The 26,439-nt window shown below is 64.4% G+C and carries 21 protein-coding genes and 3 tRNA genes; 3 read left to right on the forward strand and 21 right to left on the reverse strand.

The features are described 5' to 3' along the window. Positions 1–14: 14 nt before the first annotated feature. The 15 genes from ahr to WAQ08_RS21160 all read right to left on the reverse strand — a co-directional run bounded on the left by ahr (position 15) and on the right by WAQ08_RS21160 (position 17,048). Positions 15–1,046 carry an NADPH-dependent aldehyde reductase Ahr gene (ahr, locus tag WAQ08_RS21090; RefSeq protein ID WP_422194488.1) on the reverse strand — a complete coding sequence of 344 codons (1,032 nt, stop codon included), beginning with the start codon at positions 1,044–1,046 and terminating at the stop codon, positions 15–17. Between the two features lie 59 nt (positions 1,047–1,105). After that, positions 1,106–2,155, reverse strand: a complete 1,050-nt coding sequence (locus tag WAQ08_RS21095) for a phenylalanine--tRNA ligase subunit alpha (protein WP_422194490.1) — start codon at positions 2,153–2,155, stop codon at positions 1,106–1,108. Positions 2,156–2,279: 124 nt separating this feature from the next. Then, a complete protein-coding gene (gene rplT / locus WAQ08_RS21100; RefSeq protein WP_125243447.1) occupies positions 2,280–2,639 on the reverse strand; it encodes a 50S ribosomal protein L20 in 360 nt (119 codons plus the stop codon). 70 nt (positions 2,640–2,709) lie between these two features. Continuing rightward, positions 2,710–2,913: a 50S ribosomal protein L35 gene (gene rpmI, locus WAQ08_RS21105; RefSeq protein ID WP_422194491.1), complete on the reverse strand. Its 204-nt coding sequence runs from the start codon at positions 2,911–2,913 to the stop codon at positions 2,710–2,712. 197 nt (positions 2,914–3,110) lie between these two features. Beyond that, the gene (gene infC / locus WAQ08_RS21110) at positions 3,111–3,674 is read right to left on the reverse strand and encodes a translation initiation factor IF-3 (RefSeq protein WP_422194620.1); all 564 of its coding nucleotides are present in this window, start codon (positions 3,672–3,674) and stop codon (positions 3,111–3,113) included. A gap of 111 nt (positions 3,675–3,785) precedes the next feature. Then, a complete protein-coding gene (gene thrS, locus WAQ08_RS21115; RefSeq protein WP_422194492.1) occupies positions 3,786–5,693 on the reverse strand; it encodes a threonine--tRNA ligase in 1,908 nt (635 codons plus the stop codon). A gap of 211 nt (positions 5,694–5,904) precedes the next feature. Beyond that, positions 5,905–5,978: transfer RNA gene (locus WAQ08_RS21120), tRNA-Cys, on the reverse strand. A gap of 169 nt (positions 5,979–6,147) precedes the next feature. Continuing rightward, positions 6,148–6,223 (reverse strand) — tRNA-Gly (locus tag WAQ08_RS21125). Between the two features lie 128 nt (positions 6,224–6,351). Beyond that, on the reverse strand, positions 6,352–8,787 hold the full coding sequence (gene lon / locus WAQ08_RS21130; protein WP_422194493.1) for an endopeptidase La: 2,436 nt from the start codon (positions 8,785–8,787) through the stop codon (positions 6,352–6,354). 68 nt (positions 8,788–8,855) lie between these two features. After that, positions 8,856–10,142 (reverse strand): ATP-dependent Clp protease ATP-binding subunit ClpX, encoded by a 1,287-nt coding sequence (gene clpX / locus WAQ08_RS21135; RefSeq protein ID WP_422194495.1) that lies wholly within the window; start codon positions 10,140–10,142, stop codon positions 8,856–8,858. Positions 10,143–10,267: 125 nt separating this feature from the next. Continuing rightward, positions 10,268–10,876: an ATP-dependent Clp endopeptidase proteolytic subunit ClpP gene (clpP, locus tag WAQ08_RS21140; protein WP_422194497.1), complete on the reverse strand. Its 609-nt coding sequence runs from the start codon at positions 10,874–10,876 to the stop codon at positions 10,268–10,270. A gap of 278 nt (positions 10,877–11,154) precedes the next feature. Continuing rightward, entirely contained in the window at positions 11,155–12,477 is a 1,323-nt protein-coding gene (gene tig, locus WAQ08_RS21145; protein ID WP_422194499.1) for a trigger factor, read from the reverse strand. Positions 12,478–12,519: 42 nt separating this feature from the next. Then, positions 12,520–12,606: transfer RNA gene (locus WAQ08_RS21150), tRNA-Leu, on the reverse strand. 100 nt (positions 12,607–12,706) lie between these two features. Continuing rightward, positions 12,707–15,880, reverse strand: a complete 3,174-nt coding sequence (locus WAQ08_RS21155) for an efflux RND transporter permease subunit (protein WP_422194501.1) — start codon at positions 15,878–15,880, stop codon at positions 12,707–12,709. A gap of 49 nt (positions 15,881–15,929) precedes the next feature. Next, on the reverse strand, positions 15,930–17,048 hold the full coding sequence (locus WAQ08_RS21160; protein ID WP_422194503.1) for an efflux RND transporter periplasmic adaptor subunit: 1,119 nt from the start codon (positions 17,046–17,048) through the stop codon (positions 15,930–15,932). Positions 17,049–17,222: 174 nt separating this feature from the next. Between WAQ08_RS21160 and WAQ08_RS21165 the strand changes: the two genes are divergently transcribed. Continuing rightward, positions 17,223–18,071, forward strand: a complete 849-nt coding sequence (locus WAQ08_RS21165; protein ID WP_422194505.1) for a phytoene/squalene synthase family protein — start codon at positions 17,223–17,225, stop codon at positions 18,069–18,071. A gap of 27 nt (positions 18,072–18,098) precedes the next feature. Here the strand turns inward: WAQ08_RS21165 and WAQ08_RS21170 are convergent, their stop codons facing one another. Next, positions 18,099–19,133: a TIGR03790 family protein gene (locus WAQ08_RS21170; protein ID WP_422194507.1), complete on the reverse strand. Its 1,035-nt coding sequence runs from the start codon at positions 19,131–19,133 to the stop codon at positions 18,099–18,101. Here WAQ08_RS21170 and WAQ08_RS21175 point away from each other — a divergent pair. After that, positions 19,123–19,263 (forward strand): hypothetical protein, encoded by a 141-nt coding sequence (locus tag WAQ08_RS21175; RefSeq protein ID WP_422194508.1) that lies wholly within the window; start codon positions 19,123–19,125, stop codon positions 19,261–19,263. The genes WAQ08_RS21170 and WAQ08_RS21175 overlap by 11 nt on opposite strands. A gap of 263 nt (positions 19,264–19,526) precedes the next feature. Beyond that, positions 19,527–20,279: an IclR family transcriptional regulator gene (locus tag WAQ08_RS21180; RefSeq protein WP_422194509.1), complete on the forward strand. Its 753-nt coding sequence runs from the start codon at positions 19,527–19,529 to the stop codon at positions 20,277–20,279. A gap of 151 nt (positions 20,280–20,430) precedes the next feature. On the opposite strand, the gene WAQ08_RS21185 is transcribed toward WAQ08_RS21180, so the two are convergent. The 5 genes from WAQ08_RS21185 to WAQ08_RS21205 all read right to left on the reverse strand — a co-directional run bounded on the left by WAQ08_RS21185 (position 20,431) and on the right by WAQ08_RS21205 (position 26,246). Further along, positions 20,431–21,276 carry a hypothetical protein gene (locus WAQ08_RS21185; RefSeq protein WP_422194511.1) on the reverse strand — a complete coding sequence of 282 codons (846 nt, stop codon included), beginning with the start codon at positions 21,274–21,276 and terminating at the stop codon, positions 20,431–20,433. Between the two features lie 4 nt (positions 21,277–21,280). After that, the gene (locus WAQ08_RS21190) at positions 21,281–23,578 is read right to left on the reverse strand and encodes a TonB-dependent receptor plug domain-containing protein (protein ID WP_422194513.1); all 2,298 of its coding nucleotides are present in this window, start codon (positions 23,576–23,578) and stop codon (positions 21,281–21,283) included. After that, positions 23,575–24,474, reverse strand: coding sequence for a hypothetical protein (locus tag WAQ08_RS21195; protein ID WP_422194515.1), 900 nt, complete (start codon positions 24,472–24,474; stop codon positions 23,575–23,577). Before WAQ08_RS21195 ends, WAQ08_RS21190 begins: the two co-directional genes overlap by 4 nt. 85 nt (positions 24,475–24,559) lie before the next feature. Further along, complete coding sequence (locus tag WAQ08_RS21200) at positions 24,560–25,282, reverse strand: PEP-CTERM sorting domain-containing protein (RefSeq protein ID WP_422194517.1); 723 nt, start codon at positions 25,280–25,282, stop codon at positions 24,560–24,562. Positions 25,283–25,385: 103 nt separating this feature from the next. Continuing rightward, on the reverse strand, positions 25,386–26,246 hold the full coding sequence (locus WAQ08_RS21205; protein ID WP_422194518.1) for a PEP-CTERM sorting domain-containing protein: 861 nt from the start codon (positions 26,244–26,246) through the stop codon (positions 25,386–25,388). Between the last annotated feature and the right edge of the window lie 193 nt (positions 26,247–26,439).

The following is a 26,439-nucleotide window of genomic DNA, read 5'->3' on the forward strand; positions in this document are numbered from 1 at the left end:
TTCTTCAGGCGGCGTCAGGCGGCCGGCGCGAAATCGGCATCCAGCACCACGCGGTAGCGGGCCTTGCCGGCGCGCAGGTGTTCCAGCGCATCGTTGATGCGGCTCATCGGGAAGTGCTCGGTCTGCGGCTCGATGCCGTGGCGCGCGGCAAACTCCAGCATGGTGTCGATGTCCTGGCGCGAGCCCGTGGGCGAACCCGACACGCTGCGTTGCCCACCGATCAGCGGGAAGGCATCGACCTCCATCGGCTGCGGCAACACGCCCACCAGGTGCAGGCGGCCATTGGGCGCCAGCGTGCTCATCAGCGCACGCCAGTTGAGCATCACGTTCACGGTGACCAGCACCATGTCCAGCCGGCCAGCCAGTTGCTTCATGGCCTTCGGGTCCACGCTGGACACCACCTGGTGCGCGCCCAGCTTCAGCGCCTCGTCGCGCTTGGAATCGCTGGACGTGAAGGCCGTAACCTCGCAGCCCCAGGCCCGCGCGAACTTCAGCGCCAGGTGGCCCAGGCCACCGATGCCGACCACGCCCACGCGGTGCGTCGGCTTGATGTTGAAATTCAGGAACGGCGAGAACACCGTGATGCCGCCGCACAGCAGCGGCCCGGCCTTGGCCGCATCCAGCCCTTCAGGGATGGGGCACACCCACAGCCAGTGCGCACGCACGCGCTCGGCGAAACCGCCGTGGTGGCCGATGATGGTCGGGCGGCTGACGCGGCACAGCTGCGGCTCGCCATTGAGGCAGGCGCGGCAGGTCATGCACGATTCGGACATCCAGCCCAGGCCGACACGCTGGCCCAGCCTCAGGCCGCGCGCATTGGGGCCCAGTGCCACCACCGTGCCCACCACTTCGTGGCCACCCACGGTGGGATAGCGGGACGAGCCCCATTCGTTGTCGATCACGGACAGATCGGAATGGCACAGCCCGCTGTGCTCGACACGGATCTCGACCTCTTCGACGCCCAGCGGGCCCGGGTCGTACTCGAAGTTCACCAGGGGCTTGGCGGCTTCCTGGGCGGCCCAGGCGCGGATGTTGGTGGTGCTCATGGCTTGTTCTCTGGTCAGACTGTTGGGCCGATCGCTGGGGTATGGCGATCGGAACTCACTCACTGAAACTGCTGCAGGAAGCGCAGGTCACCTTCATAGAACAGGCGCAGATCGTTCACGCCATACCGCAGCATGGTGAGGCGATCCGGCCCCAGGCCGAAGGCGAAGCCGATGTACTGCTCCGGGTCCAGCCCGAAGTTGCGCACCACGTTCGGGTGCACCTGCCCTGCCCCGCCCACTTCCAGCCAGCGGCCTTTCAGCGGGCCGCTCGCGAAAGCGATGTCCACCTCGGCCGAGGGCTCGGTGAACGGGAAGAACGAGGGGCGGAAACGGATGTCCAGATCGTCCGTCTCGAAGAAGGTGCTGAAGAAATCGCCCAGCACGGCCTTCAGGTCGGCGAAGCTCACCGACTCACCGATCCACAGGCCTTCGCACTGGTGGAACATCGGCGAGTGCGTCGCATCGCTGTCGACACGGTAGGTGCGGCCCGGCGCGATCACGCGGATCTCGGGCATGCGCTCGCCCTTGGCGATCAGGTCGGCATGAGCCTTCACGTGCTGCACGGCGTAGCGCACCTGCATCGGGCTGGTGTGCGTGCGCAACAGGTGGCCGCCTTCGACGTAAAAGGTGTCGTGCATCGAACGCGCGGGGTGGTCTTCCGGCGTGTTCAGTGCGGTGAAGTTGAACCAGTCGGCTTCGATCTCGGGGCCATCGGCCACGTCGAAACCCATGGAGCCGAAGATGCCCTCGATGCGCTCAATGCTGAGCGACACCGGATGCAATCCGCCCTCGCCACGGCGGCGGCCGGGCAAAGTCACGTCCAGCTTCTCGGCCTGCAGTTGCTGCGCCAGTTCGGCATCGGCCAAACCCTGGCGACGGGCGGTCAGCGCCGCTTCCACCAACTGCTTGGCCTGGTTGATGGCCGCGCCCCGGGTCTTCTTCTCTTCGGGGCTCAGGGCACCCATGCCCTTGAGCAGATCGGTCACGCTGCCGGACTTGCCCAGAAAACGCGCCTTGGCGTTTTCGAGGTCGGCGGGCGTGAGGGCGGCGGCGAAAGCTTCCTGGGCCGATTGCACCAGGGCCTGCAGGTCGCTTGGCTGGTCGTTCATGGTCTTGTGTCGAAAAAAAAGGCCAACGAACCGTTGGCCTTTGAGTCACCGGCCTGGCCGTCCGAGGGGTGAGCCTCGGCCGGCGTGGGCCGGAGCAGCATCTTTTGCTGCCCGCTTGAAAAAATCAAGCAGCCAGTTGAGCCTTGGCCTTTTCAACGATGCTGGCAAAAGCAGCGGGGTCGTTGACGGCGAGGTCAGCCAGCACCTTGCGGTCGATCTCGATCGACGCCTTCTTGATACCGGCGATGAGCTTGCTGTAAGTCAGGCCCAGTGCACGGCTACCGGCATTGATACGAGCGATCCACAGGCGGCGGAATTCGCGCTTCTTGGCACGGCGGTCACGGTAGGCGTATTGGCCTGCCTTCATGACCGCCTGTTTGGCGATGCGATAGACGTTCTTGCGGCGACCACGGAAACCCTTGGCCAGGGCGAGAACTTTCTTGTGACGAGCGCGGGCTGTTACACCACGTTTGACGCGAGGCATGGATGACTCCTTCGGCGTTGATACCTAAAACCAGAAATTCGAGACGTTTGTTGCGATTCGCAGTAGCCGATTACAGGCCAGCGAAAGGCAGCATCTGGGCGACGTGGCCCAGGTTGGTCTCGTGCACGTTGGCGACGCCGCGCAGTTGGCGCTTGGTCTTCGTGGACTTCTTGGTCAGGATGTGGCGCTTGAAGGCGTGACCGCGCTTGACGGTACCACCCGGACGCACGCGAAAACGCTTCTTCGCGCTGCTCTTGGTCTTCATTTTGGGCATATTCTGCTCCTTTTACGTTGTTCCTGCCAGGCGCCGCGAAACTGCTTCGCGTCTTGATGGCCCCCAGGAACTTATCAAGTGCTGATCCAGCACTTGTCCCGTGGCAAGCGGTGACCAAACCACCTGCCCGGCTGCTGCTCGCCCAGACAAAATCCGGGCGAAGCTCGCATTCTACGACGGCCGAGGCCGTCTGTGCATCACTTTTTCTTCTTCGGGCCGAGCACCATGATCATCTGGCGCCCTTCCAGCTTGGGCATGTTCTCGACGACGGAGACATCGGTCAGGTCGTCACGCACACGCTCGAGCAGGCGCATGCCCAGTTCCTGGTGGGTGATTTCACGGCCGCGGAAACGCAGCGTGACCTTGCCCTTGTCGCCATCTTCCAGGAAGCGGCGCAGGTTGCGCAGCTTGATCTGGTAGTCACCTTCGTCCGTGCCGGGACGGAATTTGACTTCCTTGACTTCGATGACCTTCTGCTTCTGCTTGGCGTCGTGCGCCTTCTTCTGCTCCTGGTACTTGAACTTGCCGTAGTCCATCAGGCGGCAGACAGGAGGATCCGCCGTGGCAGCGATCTCGACCAGGTCCACGTCAGCCTCACCCGCCATGCGCAGGGCATCCTGGGTGCTGACGATGCCAAGGGGCTCGTTCTCCACGCCGTTCAGGCGGACTTCAGGAGCAGTGATCTCACGGTTCAGCCGATGCTTGCGCTCATCATTGCGCGTACGGCGGTCAAAGAAGTTAGCGATGTCAAATTCCTTCAGGCCACGGCTGCCCGACGGCAACCGCACCAGTTAACAATGTTCACGCACCCAGGCAACGCCGGCTGGCAGCGTGCTCATGCCCTAACGGCACGGGCAAAGCACGCTCCCGCCTCAGGCCTTGCTGGCGATGTCTTGAGAGATCTTCTGGGAGAAGTCATCCAGTGACATCACACCGAGGTTCTGGTTACCCCGGGCGCGCACGGCGACGGTGCCATCAGCCTTCTCCTTGTCACCGACAACGACGAAGTACGGCACCTTCTGCAACGAATGCTCGCGGATTTTATAGTTAATTTTCTCGTTTCGCAAATCCAGCCGGACTCTAATTCCTTGTTTCTGCAGTGATTTGACAATATCTTGTGCGTAGTCATCCTGCGCCTCGGTGATATTGAGCACCACCACCTGCACCGGCGCCAGCCAAACCGGCAAGGCACCGGCGTGCTGCTCGATCAGGATGCCGATGAAACGCTCCAGGCTGCCCAGGATCGCGCGGTGCAGCATCACGGGGTGCTTGCGATCGCTGGTTTCGGTCACGTACTCGGCACCCAGGCGCTCCGGCATCGAGAAATCGACCTGGATGGTGCCGCACTGCCAGTGGCGTCCCAGCGCGTCCTTCAGCGTGTACTCGATCTTGGGGCCGTAGAAGGCGCCATCGCCCGGGGCGATCGTGAACTCGCTGTTGGTGGCGTGCAAGCTTTCCATCAGGGCCTGCTCGGCCTTGTCCCACACCTCGTCGGAGCCGATGCGCTTCTCGGGGCGCGTGGCCACCTTGTAGATGATGTCGGTGAAGCCGAAGTCGGCATAGACCTTCTGCAGCAGCGCCGTGAAGTCCACGCACTCCTGCAGGATCTGGTCTTCGGTACAGAAGACGTGGCCGTCATCCTGCGTGAAGCCGCGCACGCGCATGATGCCGTGCAGGCCGCCGGTGGGCTCGTTGCGGTGGCACTGGCCGAACTCGCCGTAGCGGATGGGCAGGTCGCGGTAGCTCTTGATGCCCTGGTTGAAGATCAGGATGTGGCCAGGGCAATTCATCGGCTTGAGCGCATAGTCGCGCTTTTCCGATTCCGTCGTGAACATGTTCTCGCGGTACTTGTCCCAGTGACCAGTCTTTTCCCACAGCGTCTTGTCGATGATCTGCGGGCCCTTGACCTCTTGGTAGCCGTTGTCGCGGTACACCGCGCGCATGTACTGCTCGACCGCCTGCCACACCGTCCAGCCCTTGGGGTGCCAGAACACCACGCCGGGCGCATGCTCGTCGATGTGGAACAGGTCCAGCTCGCGGCCCAGGCGGCGGTGGTCACGCTTCTCGGCTTCCTCGATGCGCGTGATGTAGGCCTCCAGGTCCTTCTTGTCGGCCCAGGCCGTGCCGTAGATGCGCTGCAGCTGCTCGTTCTTGGCATCACCGCGCCAGTAGGCACCCGCCAGCTTGGTCAGCTTGAAGACCTTCAGGAAGCGCGTGTTAGGCACGTGCGGGCCACGGCACATGTCCACGTATTCCTCGTGGTAGTACAGGCCCATGGCTTTCTCATCTGGCATGTCCGCCACCAGGCGCAGCTTGTAGTCCTCGCCACGCGACTGGAACACCTCGATCACCTGATCGCGCGGCGTCATCTTCTTGATGACGTTGTAGTCCTTGGCGATCAACTCGCGCATGCGCTGCTCGATAGCGGCCACGTCCTCTGGCGTGAAGGGGCGCTCGTAGGAGATGTCGTAGTAGAAGCCATCCTCGATCACCGGGCCGATCACCATCTTGGCGGTCGGATAGAGCTGCTTGACGGCATGCCCCACCAAGTGAGCGCAGGAGTGACGGATGATCTCCACGCCTTCCTGATCCTTGGGCGTGATGATCTGAAGCTTGGCATCGTGGTCGATGACATCGCTGGCGTCGACCAAGCAGCCATTCACCTTGCCGGCCACGGTGTTCTTGGCCAGGCCCGCACCGATGGAGGCGGCCACATCGGCCACGGTCACGGGCCCCGGAAATTCTCTTTTGGAGCCGTCAGGCAGTTGGATCGAAATCATGGTGTTCAAGCTCTTGGATAGGGGTTGGCAGAGCGCGCAGACAACAAAAAAGCGCGGTGGGCGCCGCGCTTTCTGATGGGATGGAGATGAGAGAGTACGAAAGCAGCGGCCAGCCGACTAGACCTCGGTCGAGGTGAAGGGGGTGGTCGAAGTTCGCGGTGTCATAACCATCAGTGCCTTTCCCATTCCTTACGGTTGCTTCCTTGAAAGATGGAGGCGCGGGCCGGAGTCGAACCGACCTACACGGATTTGCAATCCGGTGCATAACCGCTTTGCTACCGCGCCTCAGGCAGGCCGGATTATGGCCCAGATTTCGACATCCCGCCTTGGCGCAAGGATGCTGGCCGGCGGCAAGGGACGACAAAACCACAGCCCTGCCCCGCACATGAGGCCCACCCGAATGTGAGACGGAATGAAAAAAGCCCTGTGCGTGTGCACAGGGCTTTTAAGCGTTTGGAGCGGGATAAGAGGCTCGAACTCTCGACCTATACCTTGGCAAGGTATCGCTCTACCAACTGAGCTAATCCCGCATATTCGCTGACATCAAGCTTGAGGCTTTTTGCCGTTGACCGCTCCTGGTGTCGCGTTCAGCGAAGAACTGAACTATACATCGGTTTTACGCGATTTCTGACCCAGGCCTTCGTTTGTTGCGAAAAAATCAGTGCTTCATCAAGTCGTTCGAGCCGCCGGGCGCTGCATCGGGCTTGGCGGCTTCCACCACCTTGCCGTCCACAGGCTTGGCCTCTTCGTCCGGCAGGGCCTGGGGCTCGCGCTCCAGGGCCACTTCCAGCACCTTGTCGATCCACTTGACCGGCACGATCTCGATCTGGCTCTTCACGTTCTCGGGAATCTCGGCCAAGTCCTTGACGTTCTCTTCCGGGATCAGCACCGTCTTGATGCCACCGCGGTGAGCCGCCAGCAACTTCTCCTTCAGACCACCGATGGCCGTGACCTCGCCTCGCAGCGTGATCTCGCCCGTCATGGCCACATCCGCCCGCACAGGGATGCCGGTGAGCGCCGACACGAAGGCCGTCGTCATGGCGATGCCCGCGCTGGGGCCGTCCTTGGGCGTTGCGCCGTCAGGCACGTGGATGTGGATGTCGCGCTTCTCGAACAGATCGTCCGTGATGCCCAGGCGGCGGGCGCGTGAACGCACCACCGAGCGGGCCGCCTCGACCGATTCCTTCATCACGTCGCCCAGCTGGCCGGTGCGGATGATGTTGCCCTTGCCGGGCATGATCGCGGCTTCGATGGTCAGCAGATCGCCGCCCACTTCCGTCCACGCCAGGCCCACGACCTGGCCGACCTGGTTTTCCTTGGTCGCCTCGCCGTAGCTGTACTTGCGCACGCCCAGGAAGTCGTTGAGGTTTTCTTCCGTCACGACCACCTTGCCGGTGTACTGCTTGAGCGCGATGCCCTTGACCACCTTGCGGCAGATCTTGGAGACCTCGCGTTCCAGCGAGCGCACGCCGGCTTCACGGGTGTAGTAGCGGATCACGCCGCGGATGGCCGCTTCGGTGACTTCCAGCTCTTCATCCTTGACGCCGTTGTTCTTCAGTTGCTTGGGCAGCAGGTAGGTCTGGACGATGTTGACCTTCTCGTCTTCGGTGTAGCCGGCCAGGCGGATCACTTCCATCCGGTCCAGCAAGGCCGGCGGGATGTTCAGCGAGTTCGACGTGGCCACGAACATCACATCGGACAGGTCGAAATCGACCTCGATGTAGTGGTCACCGAAGGTGTGGTTCTGCTCGGGATCGAGCACTTCCAGCAGCGCCGACGAAGGGTCGCCACGGAAGTCCATGCCCAGCTTGTCGATCTCGTCAAGCAGGAACAGCGGGTTGCGCGTGCCGACCTTGGACAGGCTCTGCAGCACCTTGCCCGGCATCGAGCCGATGTAGGTGCGGCGGTGGCCACGGATCTCGGCCTCGTCGCGCACGCCGCCCAGGGCCATGCGCACGAACTTGCGTCCGGTGGCACGGGCGATGGACTGACCCAGCGAGGTCTTGCCGACGCCAGGAGGGCCGACCAAGCACAGGATGGGCGCCTTGACCTTGTCCACGCGTTGCTGCACGGCAAGATATTCGAGGATGCGTTCCTTGACCTTGTCCAGACCGTAGTGGTCTTCGTTCAGCACGCCTTCGGCATGCGACAGGTCGTGCTTGATCTTGGTCTTCTTGCTCCAGGGCAGGCCGACCAGGGTGTCGATGTAGTTGCGCACCACGGTGGCCTCGGCCGACATGGGCGACATCAGGCGCAGCTTCTTGAGCTCGGCATCGGCCTTCTTGCGTGCCTCCTTGGGCATGCGCGCAGTCTCGATCTTCTTGGCGATCTCTTCGAGGTCGGCGCCCTCTTCACCCTCGCCGAGCTCCTTCTGGATGGCCTTGACTTGCTCGTTGAGGTAGTACTCGCGCTGCGATTTCTCCATCTGGCGCTTGACGCGGCCACGGATGCGCTTCTCGACCTGCAGGATGTCGACCTCGTGCTCGAGCTGCTCCAGCAGCTTCTCGAGGCGCTGCGAGGCGGCGAACAGGTCCAGCACCGACTGCTTGCTTTCCAGCTTGAGCGGCAGGTGCGCGGCGATGGTGTCGGCCAGACGGCCAGCATCGTCGATGCCCGAGATGGAGGTGAGGATCTCCGGCGGGATCTTCTTGTTGAGCTTGACGTACTGGTCGAACTGCTGCGTCACGGCGCGGCGCAGGGCTTCGACTTCAGCGGAATACGTGGTTTCGGGCTCCACGGGCACGATGTCGGCCGTGAAATGGTCACCCAGGTCGTTGATGCCCGTCGTGCGGGCGCGCTGCACGCCTTCAACCAGCACCTTCATCGTGCCGTCGGGCAGCTTGAGCATTTGCAGGATGCTGGAGACGCAACCCACCTCGAACATGTCGTCGGCCTTGGGCTCGTCCTTGCCGGCGGCCTTCTGGGCCACGAGCATGATCTGACGGCCTGCTTCCATGGCCAGCTCCAAAGCCTTGATCGACTTCGGGCGCCCCACGAAGAGGGGGATGACCATGTGGGGGAAGACCACGACGTCCCGCAGAGGAAGCAGCGGGAGTGTCAGCGGTTCAGGGGGAAGGATCGGATGTCCTGACATGATGGCCTCACTTTCTAGCAGCTACGTGGGGGCCCGGGTGCCGGAACACAAGGGCCCCGAAACAGGTTTCAGGCGCTAGCCTTGGCCTTGTCGCGGTAGACGAGCAGGGGTTTAGCCTGCTCCTCGATGGTCGGCTCGTCGAGCACGACTTTTTGCACCCCTTCCATGGTGGGCAATTCGAACATGGTGTCGAGCAGGGATTGCTCGACGATGGAACGCAGGCCACGCGCACCAGTTTTGCGTGCGAGGGCCTTGCGGGCAATCGCGTTCAACGCGGCCGGGCGGATCTCCAACTCGACGTTGTCCATGGCGAAGAGCTGCTGGTACTGCTTGACCAGCGCGTTCTTCGGTTCGGTCAGGATCTGCACCAGCGCGTCTTCGGTCAGCTCGCCCAGGGTGGCGACCACGGGCAGGCGGCCGACCAGTTCGGGGATCAGGCCGAACTTGATGATGTCCTCGGGCTCGACCTCGCGGAAGACCTCGCTGACCTTGCGCTCGTCCTTGCTCTGCACCGAGGCAGAGAAGCCGATGCCGGACTTGACCGAACGGTTCTGGATGACCTTTTCCAGGCCATCGAAGGCGCCGCCGCAGATGAACAGGATGTTGGTCGTGTCGATCTGCAAAAAGTCTTGATTGGGGTGCTTGCGGCCGCCTTGCGGGGGCACGGAGGCCATGGTGCCTTCGACCAGCTTCAGCAGGGCCTGCTGCACGCCCTCGCCCGACACATCGCGGGTGATGGACGGGTTGTCGGACTTGCGCGAGATCTTGTCGATTTCGTCGATGTAGACGATGCCGCGCTGGGCCTTCTCGACCTCGTAGTTGCAGTTCTGCAGCAGCTTCTGGATGATGTTTTCGACGTCTTCGCCCACGTAGCCGGCTTCGGTCAGCGTGGTGGCATCGGCGATCACGAAGGGCACGTTCAGCAGGCGGGCGAGCGTCTGGGCCAGCAGCGTCTTGCCGGAGCCGGTCGGGCCGATCAGCAGGATGTTGCTCTTGGCCAGTTCGATGTCGGGCTTCTTGCCCTCACTGCCACCCACGCCCATGTGCTTGAGGCGCTTGTAGTGGTTGTACACAGCCACAGACAGGGTGCGCTTGGCAGCGTCCTGGCCGATGACGTACTGGTCCAGGCTGTCCTTGATCTCGGCGGGCGTGGGCAGGTCGCTGCGGACGGGCTTGCCAACGGCCTCGGCCTCGGCGGCTACCTCGTCACGGATGATGTCGTTGCACAGCTCGATGCACTCGTCGCAGATGAAGACCGACGGGCCGGCGATGAGCTTCTTGACCTCGTGCTGGCTCTTACCGCAGAAGGAGCAGTACAGGATTTTTTCGCTGGAAGAGCCTTTTTTCTCGGGCATGGTGGTCAGCCTTGAGGGTTGCTGGCAACGTGAAAGTGATGATAAGTCAAACCCGGGAGGGGTTCCCGGGGCAAAGTGCAGGGGATTGGTGTGGCTTTTCCGCCCCAGCGCCCCTGCGCCTGACCTCAGGCGCGCTTGTCGATGACCTTGTCGATCAGGCCGTAAGTGGCTGATTCGTCAGCGGACATGTAGTAATCGCGCTCGGTGTCAGCCTGGATTTTCTCCAGCGGCTGGCCCGTGCGCTCGGACAGGATGCGGTTGAGCTGCTCGCGGGTTTTCAGGATCTCGCGGGCGTGGATCTCGATGTCCGTGGCCTGACCCTGGGTGCCGCCCAGCGGTTGGTGGATCATGATCTTGGAGTTGGGCAGCGCAAAACGCTTGCCCTTGGCGCCAGCCGCCAGCAGGAAGGCGCCCATGGACGCGGCCATGCCCATGCACAGGGTGGACACGTCGGGCTTGATGAACTGCATGGTGTCGAAGATCGACATGCCGGCGCTCACGCTGCCGCCCGGCGAGTTGATGTAGAGCGAAATGTCCTTGTCGGGATTTTCACTTTCCAAAAACAGCAGTTGGGCGACCACCAGGTTGGCCGACTGATCGTTAACCGGACCTACCAGAAACACCACGCGCTCGCGCAGCAGGCGGCTGTAGATGTCATAGGCGCGTTCGCCGCGGCCGGACTGCTCGATGACCATGGGCACCAGGCCCAAATTTTGCGTATCCAGTGCGCTCATGAAGTCCTCGGAAGGGATGAAAGTGAGACGAACGGCCCACATGAGGGCATCAGGCCGTTTTTTCAATGTGATGAATTCATTATCACGCTGGCCGGGGTCGTGACCACCCCGAGAAAAAGCACGCCGCCCCCGGCTGTGGCCTTTCCGCTGCGTTGCAGCCCGTAGACAACCCGAATCGGGTTGGTTCTCCCGGACAAAGAACGCCGGACAAAGAAAAAGCACCCACAGGGGGTGCTTGGCGGGATGGCCGCCGGCAAGCCGGCAGCCGATCGCGACGATCAGGCCTGGCCGGCCTGGCCCATCAGCTCTTCGAAGCTGACGGTCTTGTCGACGATCTTGCCCTTGCCCAGGATGAAGTCGGTCACGTTGGCTTCGATCACCACGGCCTCGACCTCGGCCATGCGCTGGCGGTCGCTCATGTACCAGGCCACCACTTGGGCGGGCTGCTCGTAGCTTTGGGCCAACTCTTGAATGTGCTCTTGCAACTGCTCGGGCTTGGCCTGCAGGCTGTTGGCCTTGACCAACTCGCCCACGATCAGGCCCAGGCGCACGCGGCGCTCGGCCTGGGGCGCGAACATTTCAGCAGGGATCGGGGCCTTGTCGGCGTCCTTGATGCCACGCTGCTTCAGGTCATTGCGGGCGTTCTCGACCAGGCGCTCGCCTTCGGCTTCGACCAGTGCCTTGGGCACGTCGAACTCGGCAACCTTCAGCACGGCGTCCAGGGCGGCAGCCTTGTTGCGGGCAGCCACGCGGAACTTGACCTCACGGGCCAGGTTCTTCTGGATGTCGGCGCGCAGGGCTTCGACGGAACCATCGGCTAGGCCCAGGGTCTTGATGAACCCTTCGTTCACTTCGGGCAGGTTCTGGGCTTCGACCTTGTTCAGGGTCACCAGGAAGTCGGCTTCCTTGCCGGCCACGTCCTTGCCGTGGTAGTCCTCGGGGAACTGCAACGGGAAGGTCTTGGATTCGCCGGCCTTCATGCCGCGCACGGCCTTTTCGAACGCTTCGAGCATCTGGCCCTCGCCGACCAGGAACTGGAAGCCTTCGGCCTTGCCGCCCTCGAAGGGCACGCCGTCGATCTTGCCTTCGAAGTCGATGGTGACGCGGTCGCCGTCGGCGGCGCCTTCAGCGGCGGGGCGCTGGTTGAAGGTGCGGCGCTGCTTGCGCAGGATCTCGACGGTGCGGTCGATGGCGGCGTCGTTCACTTCGGCGTTGACACGCTCGATCTCGACGGCCGACAGGTCACCGACGGTGACTTCAGGGTAGACCTCGAAGGTGGCGTCGAACTGCACCTGGCCTTCGGGGGCGTCGCCTTCCTTCTCGGAAATGCGGGGCTGACCGGCGACGCGCAGCTTGGCTTCGGCGGCAGCCTGGGAGAAGGCCTCGCCCAGCTTGTCGTTCATGACTTCGTACTGGACGGAGTAGCCATAGCGCTGGGCCACCACGTTCATCGGCACCTTGCCGGGGCGGAAGCCGTCAGCCTTGACGGTACGCGCCAGCTTCTTGAGACGGGCGTCGACTTCGTTCTTGAGGACTTCGGCAGGCAGCGACAGCGTGATGCGGCGCTCGAGCTTGTCCAGGGTCTCCACGGTGACAGCCATGTTGAAACTCACTTAAGAAATGTTGGCAATTGAACGGTCGTCTGGTGCGCGGGGGGGGACTCGAACCCCCACACCATTGCTGGCGTCAGGACCTAAACCTGGTGCGTCTACCAATTTCGCCACCCGCGCGGGACGACCGGCGTAACCCTCGCGGGTCGGATTCGGTCTGAACCCGGGATTCTACCGCGCCGCGGGGGTCGTTTTGACCCACCGCGACCAGGGTGATGCCTCAATGCGCCGGCGCCGGGGTTTTGGCCTCGTCTTCGGGGCGTTTGACGCGGAACCAGGCGGCGTACATTGCGGGCAGCGCCAGCAGGGTGAGCGCCGTGGCCACGATCAGCCCGCCCATGATGGCCACGGCCATCGGGCCCCAGAACTCGCTGCGGCTCAGCGGGATCATGGCCAGCACGGCAGCGGCAGCCGTCAGCACGATGGGGCGGAAGCGCCGCGCGGCCGCGCCGACGATGGCATCCCAGGTGGGCACGCCATGCGCACGGTCGGATTCGATCTGGTCGATCAGGATCACGGAGTTGCGCATGATCATCCCCATCAGGGCCACCACGCCCAGCAGCGCCACGAAGCCGAAGGGGCGATTGAAGATCAGCAGCGCCGCCGCCACGCCCGCGATGCCCATGGGCCCGGTCAGGAACACCAGCATCGAGCGCGAGAAGCTGTGCAGTTGCAGCATCAGCAAGGTGAAGGTGATGAACAGCATCACGGGCAGGTTGGCGAAGATGGAGCCCTGGCCCTTGGAGCTTTCCTCGGCGGTGCCGGAGAGCTCCACGCGGTAGCCGGTGGGCATCTTGCGCTGCAGTTCCTGCATCTGGGGCCACAGCGCGGTGCTCACGGTGGGGCCCTGCACGCCGTCGATCACATCGCCCTGCACGGTGATGGCGTAGCGGCGGCCTTCGCGCCAGATCACGCCCGGCTCCCACACCAGCTTGGGCTTGGCCACCTGCAGCACCGGCACCATGCGGCCCGAGGCGGTGGGCACGTAGGCGTTGTCCAGCGCGCCCAGGGTGACGCGCTCGGACTGCGGCGAGCGCAGCACGATGTCGACCAGGCGATCGCTTTCGCGGTACTGGCCGACGATGGCGCCCGACGTCAGCACGCGGCTGGCCTGGGCGATGGACTGGGTGGTCACGCCCAGCGCACGGGCCTTGGCCTGATCGACTTCCAGGCGCACGGCCTTGACGTACTCGTTCCAGTTGTCGTTGATGCCGCGCATGTCGGCGCGGGCAGCCATCAGGGCCTTGGCCTGGTCGGCCCACTTGCGCAGCTCGTTGATGTCATCGCCCACGATGCGGAACTGCACCGGGTAGGCCACGGGCGGGCCGTTGGGCAGCAGCTTGACGCGGGCGCGGGCTTCTGGAAACTCTTCGGCGACCAGGTCAGGCAGGCGGTGGCGCAGGCGCTCTCGGGCCGGCGCGTCCTTGGGCATCACGATCATCTGCGTGACGTTGCTCTGCGGGAAGATCTGGTCCAGCGGCAGGTAGAAGCGCGGCACGCCGGCGCCCACCCAGGCACTGACCATCTTCACGTCGTCTTCCTTGAGCAGGCGGGCCTCGAAACGCTTGGCCACGCGCTCGGTGGCCTCGAAGCTGCTGCCTTCGGGCAGCCACAGGTCCACCAGCAGCTCAGGGCGGCTGGAATCAGGGAAGAACTGCTGCTGCACCTTGCCCATGCCCAGCACGCCCAGCACCAGCGCCCCGATGGTCAGCGCGATGGTGAGCCAGCGGTGCTCCACGCACCAGCTCACCGTGCGCTTGAAGCGGCGGTAGAACGGCGTGTCGTACAGATCCAGCGCCGTGCCGCCTTCGGACACCTTGCGCTTGGTCTTGAGCAGCCATTGGCCCAGGTAGGGCACGAAGTAGACGGACACGATCCACGAGATCAGCAGCGCCGCGGCCGTGACGGCGAAGATGGCGAAGGTGTACTCGCCCACGGCCGACTTGGCCATGCCGATGGGCAGGAAGCCCACCGCCGTGATCAGCGTGCCCGTGAGCATGGGCATGGCTGTGATGTCGTAGGCGGCGGTGGCGGCGGCCATCTTGTCGTAGCCCTCCTCCAGCTTGTGCACCATCATCTCCACGGCGATGATGGCGTCGTCCACCAGCAGGCCCAGCGCGATGATGAGCGCACCCAGCGATATCTTGTGCAGGCCCACGCCCCAGAAGTACATGACCAGGAAGGTCAGCGCTAGCACCAGCGGGATGGTGATGGCCACCACCATGCCGGGCCAGATGTCCAGGCGCCACGGCCGCGTGTGCAACCCCAGGCTGACGAAGCTCACGCCCAGCACGACCACGACGGCCTCGACCAGCACGCGCAGGAACTCGCCCACCGAATGGGACACGGCCTCGGGCTGGTTCTGCACCTGCTCCATCTCGATGCCCACGGGCAGGTCGGAGCGGATCTCGTTGGCGGTCTGCGTGAGACGCTTGCCCAGCGCGATGATGTCGCCGCCCTTGGCCATGGAGATGCCCAGGGCGAGCACTTCCTTGCCGTTGTGGCGCACCTTGGTAACGGGCGGGTTCTCGTAGGCACGGCGCACGGTGGCGATGTCGCCCAGGCGCACAGTGCGGAACTGGCCGGTGGCCGGGTTGGCCACGCGCAGCGGCATCGCGCGGATCTGCTCGATGGTGCCGAACGCACCCGTGACGCGCATCTGCACCGTGCTGCTCTCGCCGGAGTAGACGCCGGCCCCCTCGATGCCGTTCTGGGCATTGAGCTGGTTGATCACGTAGGACAGGTCGATGCCCATCTGCGCCAGCTTGAACTGCGGCACCTCGACGAAGACCTTCTCGGGCTGCACGCCGAACATCTCGACCTTGGCCACATCGGGCACGTGCAGGAAGCTGCCGCGTGCCTTCTCGGCGTACTGGCGCAGTTCTTCGTCGCTGAAGCCGTCGGCCGACAGGGCGTAGATCGAGCCGTAGACATCGCCGAACTCGTCGTTGAAGAAGGGGCCGATCACGCCCTGCGGCAAGGTGCCGCGCATGTCGCCGACCTTCTTGCGCGTCTGGTACCAGATGTCGGCCACCTCCTTGGGCGGGGTCGAATCCTTGATCAGCAGCAGCGTGTACGTCTCACCCGGCTTGCTGTAGGAGCGGATCTTGTCGACGTGCGGCACTTCCTGCAGCGTCTTCTCGATCTTGTCGGTGACCTGGTCGGCCATGACCTCGGCCGAGGCGCCCGGCAGGTAGGCCCGCACGACCATGATGCGGAAGGTGAAGGGAGGGTCTTCGTCCTGGCCGAGCTGGAAGAAGGCGGCCAGGCCCAGCAGCATCAGCGCCACCATCAGGTAGCGCGTGAGCGGGGCGTGCTGCAGCGCCCAGCGGGACAGATTGAAGTGGGACTTGGGCGCCGCCGGCTGGGGCGCATGGTCAGGGGTGGAGCTCATCTCGGTCCGATGCGGTCTCAGGGGTGTCAGAGGGCCTCAGGCCGGGATGTCAGTGCGAGTTGGCGGCCGCGGCCGAGGCGCTGACCTGCAGGCGGCGCACCTTCTGGCCCTGCGTGAGCACGTGCACGCCGGCGGTGACCACCTCCTGGCCCGGACGCAGGCCGCTGGCCACCAGCACGATGTTGCCGTTGACCTCGGCTGTGATGACCAGTTGGCGCGACACCGTCATCGCTTTGGGATCAAGGATCCACACGGCCGACTTGCCGCCCTGCTCCACCAGGGCATTGAGCGGCAGGTGCACGCCGCCGCCCTGCAGGCGCGAGGGCACGGCCAGGGCCACGGTGGCCGTCTGGCCCAGGGCCGCATCCAGGCGGTTCACATCGGCCTTGACCAGGAAGGTGCGGGTGGTGGGGTCGGTGGCGGCGGCCATCTCGCGGATGGTGGCGGGCACCCATTGCTCGCTGCCCCAGCGGCGCACCTTGAGCGCGCCGCCCTTGCCCACCAGCGGGCGCACGGTCGGGCCCATGTCTTCGGGCACGGAGAAGACCACGTCGCGCGGGCCATCGTGGGCCAGGGTGACGACGGGCTGGCCGGCGGCCACGACCTGGCCCGGCTCGGCATCCACCGAGGTGATGACACCGGCGGCACCCGCCGTGAGCGTGCCGTAGGCGGCCTGGTTGCCCTGCACGCTGGATTGCGCGCGTGCCTGCGTCAGCTGGGCCTGGGCGTTCTTGTTGTTGGTCTGATGGCGGTCCAGCTCGGCCGCGCTGATGAAGCCCTGGGCACGCAGATCCTGGAAGCGCTTGAGGTCGGCGGCGGCCTGCACGGCCGTGGCCTCCGCAGCGGCCAGCCCGGCCTGGGCGGCCTGCTGGTTCAGGCGCAAATCGGTGGCGTCAAGTTGGGCCAGCGTCTGGCCCGGCCGCACGGATTGGCCCAGTTCCACTTGGCGCGCGGTGATCTTGCCCGGCACCCGGAAGGACAGGCGCGTTTCCGTTCGGGCGCGGATGTCACCGGAAAACTCGCGGTCCAGCGTCCCACCCGTCTCGGAAATCACCAGGGTGCGCACGGCCCGCACCGGAGACTCAGGCGCCTTAGCCGGCTGGCAACCCACCAGAACCGCCATCAGGGAGGCCACGCCTGCGAACGCCAGGGCACGCCTGGAAGACATGAAACGCTGAATCATTGGATGGATGCCAAATGGTGTGGGAGCAGAACAAGGCGCCTGGCCATTACTGACCGAGCGGTCAGTAATGTAGAAGCCGGTGGAACGGCTGTCAATTGGAGAAAGGCGACAATACGCGCCCTCGCCCTCATCGCGTCTCTCACATTGTCCTCAAGCCCCATGTCCGCCGAAGCCCCTGTGCCCCGTCCCGGCAGCAGCCTGCACCTTGCCCTGCTGAGCGCCGGCCCGGCACGGCCCCGGCTGCTGGCCTGGGCGCGCTGGTGGCACGAGGTCAGCCGCATCCCCTACGAGGTGAGCGATCCCTCGGTGGCGGACCGCAAGCTGGCGTGGTGGGGCCAGGCCGTGACCGGCGCCTTCCGGCAGCCGCCCCAGCACCCTCTGCTGCAGGCCCTGGTGATGCAGGGCGGCCAGGCCGACACCAGCGGGCTGCCACCCCTGGACCTGTGGCTGCAGCAGATCGAAGGCCTGCAGGTGCTCACCCAGCAGACACGCTGGATGGACGAGATCACGCTGGTGCACCACATGAAGGCCACCACGGGCTCGGCCTGCGAGGGCGCGATGCTGCTGGGCGGCGCCACCCAGTTGGCCACCCAGGCACTGGCCCGGCGCGCGGGCGTGGCCTTGCGGCGGGTGCACATCCTGGGGCGACTGGGCCAAGATGCCCGCCAAGGCTGGCTGCACATCCCCATCGACGTGCTGCAACGCCACGGCGTACGCGCCCACGAACTGCTCAACCCCGTGCAGCCCGTGCCTGACGAGCAGATCCGCGCCCTGCTGCATGACTGGGCCACCCAGGCCCGCACCGAGATCAAAGCCATCCGGCAGGAGGCACGCGCCCTGCCCCGCAGCGAGCGCGGGGCTTGGCGCCCGCTGGCGGTGCTGCTGCGCTTGGCGCTGCTGTTGCTGGACGACCTGGCCCAGGCTGGGTACCCCGTGCTCAAGCAACGGCTGGTGGTCAGCCCCTGGCGCAAGCTGTGGGCGGCGCAGCAGGAGCGCTGGCGTCTGTGAGGCAATGCCTTTGGCAGCCCTGGCAGATCAGCGTGACGCCGAGGTCTGCTCCACAGCGGATCTGTCGAACGGCGCGGCCAGCGGCTCACCCACGAACAAGCCCTGCTGCGGCCAGGCCACACTCTTCCAGTAGCTTTCGAGCGCCGTGCCACCCTGGGCATAGAACAGCAGCAAGGCCTGCGGATGCGGGAACTTCTGCAGGTGCGCGCAAGGCTCGCTGGTCGTACCGTAAGAGGCAGTGGCCCCCGCATCGATCCACGACAACACCGTCATCTGGCCGTGAGGCTTGTCCAGCATGCCGCCGAACGACGTGAGGTGATCGGCCAACGCGCCCGGCAAGAAATCGACCGTGTCGATGTAATCCACCTGCGCGCGGCCCGTGATGTACATCAGCACCCGGGGCGAGTTCTTGAGCGCATCCGTCTTGTCGAGATGGATGTTCAGGCCGAACTGCGGCACGGGCCCCGGCGGCGGGAACAGGTACTGGCGCACGCTGCGCACGCTGTCGGACGTGCTGACCATGTGGACGTTCGCCGGCGGCGCGCCCCGCAGGCCCATGGTGCCGTCGGATTTGACGCCCCGGTCGATCATGGCCTTGGCCGAGTTGAAGTTGGGCGCGGCCAGCAGCATGCTCAGGCGCATGCCGTAATCCTTGAAGGGGCGCGTGGACGCCGAGCCAAAGTAACGCGACGGCTTGGACGGTGCGCAGGTCTTGGCGCAGAGCTTGGCGTCGAAGCCCATGGTGAGCGCGCCGGTGATGGCGTTGCAATCCACCGCATAAGGCAGGCGCCAGGCCAGCGCCAGCGCCTGGACACGGTCACCATAGAAGCTGTTGATCTGCTCCGACAGCTCCGTGAACTCTTCCCGCGTGAGCGCCGACTTGATGGGCAGCTTGATGCGCAGGATCTGCGACTCATGGAGCCCCCGCGCCTTGGCGTAGTACTCGCCGACCTGCACCGAGTACGGATCATCGGTATTGACGACCAGCCCCAGATCACGCGGTTCGAGGTGCCCATTGACCCGGGGAACACTGAACCAGCGCTGAACAACAATGCTGGGCACCGAGGCCGCTGCCGACGGTGGGCTGGACGCAGCCGAAGGCGCACTCGATGATGGGGTGGACGACACCCGGCCAGCCCCGGTGGGTTCGGTCGGCAAGGCCGCCTGTGCGACAGACGCTGCCGGGGCCTGAATGTCGGGGGCCGCAACCACTGAAATCGGCAGGGACAGTACCGACATCAGCATCGACAAGGCAACAAGGGCAACAGGAACACGATGGAGCATGGTGGAGCAATGGAGTCGTTCATGACCGGGAGGGTTCCCCCGGCCGCTGGAGGGCATCATGAAGGCCGCAGTTCCGTGCAGGAATCACAAATCGACCCCCACTTGAGGATTATTCCGCTGATTGAACTGGGATCCCACCTCTCAAAATGAGATGTCATGGAGGGAAACCCGATGAACGATCCCAAGTCGCCACCCACGTCAATTCAGGTCATGAGCCGCATGTTCGCGCTGCTCGACACGCTGGCGCAAGGCCAGGAGGCCGTTTCGCTCAAGCACATCAGTGCCCAGACGGGGCTGCACCCGTCCACCGCCCACCGGATCCTCAACGATCTAGCGGCGGGCCGGTACGTCGAACGCGCAGGCCCTGGCAGCTACCGGCTGGGCTTGCGCCTGCTGGAACTGGGCAACCTGGTGCGCTCGCGCCTGGACCTGCGTGATGAAGCCGCCAAACCGATGCAAGACCTGCACCGCCAACTGGGCCTGCCCGTGAGCCTGTACGCCCGGCATGAGCACGAAGCCGTGCTGCTGACGCGGACCGCACAGGAGCGCCACGGCATCCAGCTGCAACGCGTGACCACGCAGCGCAGCGGCCTGACCGAAAGCGTGCCCGGACGCGCCATGCTCGGCAAGGACTCGTCGGCCCAGATCCACCACCTGTGCCAGCAGACAGGGAAGCGCCCCGAAGCCGTGGCGCTCGATGTGCAGCAGTTGCGCCAGACCGGCGCGCTGGCCGGTCCGGACGAGACGCAGATGGGCCAGACCTGCACCGCCGCGCCGTTGCATAACGATGCCGGGCTGGTGATCGGTGCCTTGGCCGTGACAGCGCCTACCAGCCCCGAGTTGTCGCAGGCGGTTCGAGAGGCCGCCGAGCGCATCTCCCTGCAGTTGGGCTGGGCCGGCGACACGCCCACCACGACGTCCTGAGCGAGCCCCTCTCCATGACAAAGGCGCCTTCGGGCGCCTTTGTCATGGGCCTGTGTCTTCAGTGACACGCGCAGGTGTGACCACCCGTCGCATCTCGGCCCAGTTGGGCTGAATCAACAACGGGGCGGGCACCTGAAACGAGGCCTGAGGTTCAAGGCGTGATCACCGCACCATTGAGCGTGCCGGAGACCAGGCGCTGTATCGTGCCACCAGCGTCGACGCGCAGCACGACACCCGACCCCTTGGCAAGCCAACGGGTCGTGACCCGGGACGACCCGGTCGTCACACGCTGCTCGAACTTGCAGGCATCCGTGAAGGTGCCCGCAGGCACCGTGATGGTTTCAAACCCCACGAAAGTCACCGCGCTGCTGGCATTGAGGCTGGCAGTGCCTGCGCCACTGGCGGGGCTCACGCTCGCCGAGATCACCGAACTGGCGGCCACCGTGCTACCACCAACGGCCAGCCTGAAATCCAGATCGGTCAGAGACGGGCTGAGTGCGAGGGTCTGCGTGACCATGCTGCCCTGGCTGCGGTATCGAGAGACCGTCCCCAGCAACTGCACCTGATGATCCGACAATGCCACGTAGTGCGTGCCATCAAACCGCACTTCGGAGGAAGGCGTGCCGACCGTCTGCACGACTTCCCGCACATTGAGCGCATTCGCCGTCTGGCCATTGAAGGTGGTCGCAATGGCCGCCACGGTGGCGAACTGCTGGACCTGCTGGGTGCTGCCACCGCCTTCGGAGGTGTAAGTGAGCGCGGTCCGAGTACCCGCCGTGCTGTAGAGCGCCGTGTTCAGGCAGGCAGCCGCGGGCAGCGACGGATCAATGGGGGTGGTTGGCGTGGTCGGCGTGGTGCCCGGGTTGGCACTGCTGGGCGGCAAAGGACCACCGCCGCCCGAGCTGCCGCCGCAGGCCGTCAGCCACAGCAAGCTGCCACCGCACAATGCACGCCAGGCCAGGCGCCTGATTTCCGAGGTCAAAGGGTCGCGGCGCATGGTGTCAGAACTTCATGGTGAGGGTGGAGCGGATGCTGCGGCCGGGGCCCATCAATCCGATGATGTTGCCCAGCTCATCGCCGTTGTTGCACCAGTGCTTGTCGTACAGGTTGTTCACGCCCACCTGGACCGTGATGCCCTTGCGCACCTGCCAGATGGCAAAAATGTCCTGCATGGTACTGGCCGCGTGGACCACGCCTTCGCTGGTGACGCGCCCGCAGTACTGCGTGGATTCAGTCAGGGCTTGTCCGTTGGCAATCACAAGCTGATCCCAGATCTGGCGCAACCGCCAGCCCACCTCGAGCCGGCCTTCGAACAGGCGATAGCCTGCCGTCAGCCCCAAGGTCGGGCCAGGAATCCCGGCCGTGAACTCGGCCTTGCTGCCATCGAGCTTGTTCTCCCGCGTGGCCCAGATGCGCGAGAAGTTGAGCATGGCATACCAGGTCGGCGTGTCGTGCTGCACTTCGAACTCGACACCGTTGCGACGCTCCGAGAACGGCTGCACGATGCCGCCATTGGCAACGCGCAGGTAGGACGCGCCACTGAGCGAATCGGTCGTGATGTGGAAGTAGGTCAGGCGCGCCTGGGTATGGCTTGTGCCCGAGGGCGAGGGGTTCCAGGCCAGCGTGTAGTCGCGGTTGATCGACGTAGTGGTGTCCAGCAGGTTGCCGCAGCCATTCGGCGCCAAGGCCTGCCCCTGCCAGTAGAAGCCGGCGCAAGGGCTGGCGGCCCCCATGCCGAAATAGTCCGTGATGAGCGGCGGGCGAAAGCCTTCCGTCCAGCGATAAGTGAGCGTCCAGGGGCCTTTGCCCGGCTGCCAGCTGATCCCCGCGCTGCGCGACGTGCGTGAGAAGCTGTACTGGGCGTCCTCGCCCGCCTGGTTCAGATCAGTCTTGGCCTGGCCCTTGGTCTTGATGCTATAGCGGTCATTGCGAAGGCCGGTGGTCAGGCGCCAGCCATCCAGTTCAAGGACATTCTGCAGCACCACGCCAGTGGACGCCCGTACGCCTGACGGTTGCTGTGAATCGTAGCCGCCGGGGTACTTGCCATCGGGCTGATTCATGAGCGGGTTCTCGGTGACACGCTTCAGATCGCGCGCATTGCGCACCCATTGCAAGCCCGCCGTGAGCGTGCCTGCCACGGGGCCTGCCGTGTAGCGGCTGTCATTGAAGACCTCGGCCGTCCAGATGTCGTAGTTCCAGCGGTCGGTGATCTCGCCCGTCGGCCCGCCCAGCGCATTCCATTGGCAGGGCAAGGTGGTGCACGGCACCGTGAAGGTGCTTTCGCCGGCCCCCGTGCGCATCAGATTGTCCAGTTTGGTGGTCTCGTGCGCCAGGGCGGCCTTGAGCTTGATCAAGGGGGAGCCGGGGTCGTAGTTCACGCGCGCATTGAGTGTTTCATCGTCCACCGTCTGGTGGACATAGCCCCCGACAAAGGCATTGCTGGAGTTCGCATCAAAGGGCGTGTAGGTGGGCCCGCTCTTGAACGCCGTGCGGCTCAGTTCCAGCTTCAGGTCATCGGTCAGGTAGTGGGTGTACTTGATGAACGAGCTCTCGGAGTTCTCGGCCGAGGCTGGGAATCGCTCGCCATGCGTGATGTCGTCGTTGCCAAGACGGAAATCGTCTGAGGTCCGGCGGATCAGCGACACCACCAGGCCAGAGTTCGCCGTGGGGCGTGCAAATGCCGTGGCCATGCGCATCCAGCCATGGTTGTTGTCGTTGTATGAAGTCTTGAGCAGGCCACCGATCCGCTGCCCGCTCTCTAGCAGGTCGAAGGCGTCCTTGGTGGTGGCGATCACAGCCCCACCGATCGCGCCAGCCCCGGTCAGCAGCGATGGACCGCGCTCGACGGTGACTGACTTGATCAGTTCAGGCTCAATGAACACGCCGCTGCCAAAGCGGTACTTCTCGAAGCCCTTGACCGCATCGTCGATCTTGAACAGAACGTCTTCGTTGCCTCGAAAACCGCGGACATTGAACTTCATGCCCGTGGCTCGCGGCCCGCCATCGACGGAGACGCCAGGTGCATCCTTGACCACATCGAAAATGGTGCTGCTCTGCTTGCGCTCGATGACCTTGTCGTCAATGACAGTGGTGGTCGAATCCGGCGGCAGTGTCGTGGTCTTCAGGGAAGGCGCACTGACGCGCACGGGAGGCAAGGTGTTGTCGGTGTCGCCGCCCTGGGCTTTGCCGGCGGGCTCCTCCTGCCCCATGGCCGGACGCACGGCCATGCCTGCGCCCAATGATGTGATTGTCAGCAGACCGGCCAGGAGCCGGCCGGCACGCGATGCCTGCGAGCTCATGCCTGACTCCCAGCCAGGCTCGTGGCCAGCTCTCCAGCCAGATCCTGCAGTTGGGCCATGAAGCGCTGCAGATGACGGGTGGCACTCGCCAGCAGTGTCTCCTGCGCGACGGCATCAGCCAGTTGGCTGGCCAGCGCGTGGCCCATGATGACGGGGCCGCGCTGTGTCGGTGCCGGATGCGGCGGGCTGGCATAGACCACAAGGCTGTCCAGGCTGGAGTGCCCCACCAGGGTCTGAAAATCGATCTGGTAGCTGCTGGCGACGGGCACGTCTTCCCACACCCAGATCCACTCTGCGTCAGACGTGGGATTGGGCTCCATGGCCCCGCCAGGGCCCGTCGGCATGTCGATGGTTCCATCCACCCGGAAGGTGTTGTGTGACACCATGGCCGGCGCACCATCGAGCAGCGCGTTCATGTCCGGCAAAGTGCCCTTGGTGGCCGTGCGCATGACCACCGTGCGAACCTGGTCCGCACCATACGAAGCCGCCAGGCTATCGGTCATCACCAGGTTGAATACCATCGGGGGCCCGGGCACCATGCCATAGGCCAGGCCATAGATGTTGCCGATGCCCGTCAGCAATGCCGTGCGACTGGTTTCCTTGAACACGACGGACAGGCCTGCCGAGATGCCCACGGTAGGCGTCACGAAGGTCCAGCTCCCGCTGCTGGTCGGGATGAAGCCCCCCCAGTCTGCGTAGAGCGCGCCAGCGTCAGTGTTCTGCCAGGAGGGGCCTGCGTACCCCGCGATGCCGTCGAACGCCTTGTCCGGGGTGTTGAACGAATGCCACTGGTGAGGCAGAACATCACCCTCCAGGGTGACCGCCATCACGGCGGGTGCCCATCCCATCAAGGCCCCCACGACCAGGGCAGCCACGGACAGCGTTTTCTTTAGCATGGCAAGCGCGCGTTACAGCAGAAAAAGGGCTCGCCGGGAGGTATCCCGGCGAGTGGACGCGGCCAGCCTGGCCGCCTGGCACCGGTCAATCGCGGCGTTGACGACGGCGGGCAGCAGCCACACCGGCCAGGAGCAGGCCCGACAGCGCCATGGCGTAGGTGGAGGGCTCAGGCACGGCCGCAGCGATTTGGTCGACCTGGAAACCCCAGGCCTGCACGGCGCCGCCGCCCACGGTCACGAGCAGCGAGTAGGATTCCACTTGCCCCAGGCCGCTCAGATCCCACGTCCAGGTGCGGTAGGCCGCATCGGCCCCGGCCACGACGCTGCTGGCCAGCAAGGACTGGCTGCCACCGTTGATGTTGAGCACGGCCGTCGCATAAGAATCGGCCTGAAGCAGCCCGATATAGCTTTGCAGCACAAGAGACGAGAGCCCTGCCACCAAGGTGGTGTCATAGATCTCGAGCACGTGCGGGTTGTTGTTGCCCGCGTTGTAGAGCGCGCCACCAGATGGGTAGATCGTCCCTTGAGTGCGGCGAAGAACCCCATCACCCGACCCCGTCACATTGGCCTGGATGCCATTGACCAGGGCCTGAGTAGCGCCTGCGGTGTCGTTGGCGGCGAAGCCCAGGTCCGTGCGGTTGAGCCCGTTCCAACCATCGGATGACACCGAGCCATCCACGCTGGTGAACTGGCTGTATGCACTGGCCGGGGTGGGATCCACGTACACAACGGCGTAGGCAGAAGAAGCACCGGCCAGGGTCAGGGAGAACGCGACAGCAGCAGCCATGCGCGAGACAACGGATTTCATAGAAGTACTACTTGATTGATACAGCGATGTCGCCTTGAGAACCAAGGCGACGCCCACCCCTCGAGTGATGACCCGAGGGGACTGGCAATACGTTTCGCCTGGATCAGGCTTGACGCTGACGGCGACGCACGGCGCCTACGACACCCATCATGGCCATGCCGGACAGCAGCATGGCGTAGGTGGAGGGCTCAGGCACAGCGGCCACGGCAGCCTGCGTCAGCGTGAGGCCATACACCTGAGCGTGCTGCACGCCGGTGAAACCGATGCTGAAGGAGGTGATCTGCTCATTGACGTTGCTGAGGTCCCACTGCAGCAGGTACTGGTTGATGTAGATCGGCTCTTCACCCGTAGGCATCGTCACCGTGCCGTTGTTGAAGGCTTCCAGGATCGACGAGTTGGTGGCGACCACACTCGACACCGTGCCCAGCGACGTGGTGTACGTCAGTGTCGGCAGCACATGGTTGTAGAAGTCATAGGTCGAAGCCTCGCCGATGCCCACCTGGAAAGAGATGTGCTGCAGGCCGGCCAGGGGCGACGAGTCCACCACGGCGAGCGAGCCGCCATTGACGTTGACATCGCCGCTGAAGCCACCAAAGTACAGGCCGCTGCTGGCCGCATAAGCGCCACCGCCGCCCGGAGAATTGGACACCTTGGTCAGGGTGGCGCCGCCAGCCGTGCCACCAGCGTCACCAATGACGCTGTCGATCTGGGAGGCTTTCGGGGCCCACATCGTGGTGCCGGGGAAGCTGCCGGTGCCCGTCAGACCAGGCACGCCGTTCTGGGCGAACGCGCTCAGGTTGACCCAGGAGTTGGTGACAACGTTCTGGAAACTGGCCGACAGTGTCGAGGCCACATCCACCTCATGGTCGGCGTAGGAGCCGTAGGTGGCGGCAGTAGCACTGCCTGCAGCGAACATCACGGAAACGGCGACAGGCGCCATCAGCATGCGGAAAGAGATTTGCATGGTCATCCTCTGGACGAATCTGGACAAAAGGTGGCTATACAGCGGCACCCTCACCCACAGAGGCGAACCATGTGAACTTTGATTGTCATGAACGAGTTCACGGCAACCAGTCTTTAATGATAGCAATTCTTATTCACAAACCAATCTTTTACCCGACACGTACCCCCCAAATGAGTGGGGGCACCCTAAGGTG

Source organism: Aquabacterium sp. (assembly GCF_049274795.1).
Lineage (GTDB): Bacteria > Pseudomonadota > Gammaproteobacteria > Burkholderiales > Burkholderiaceae_C > Aquabacterium.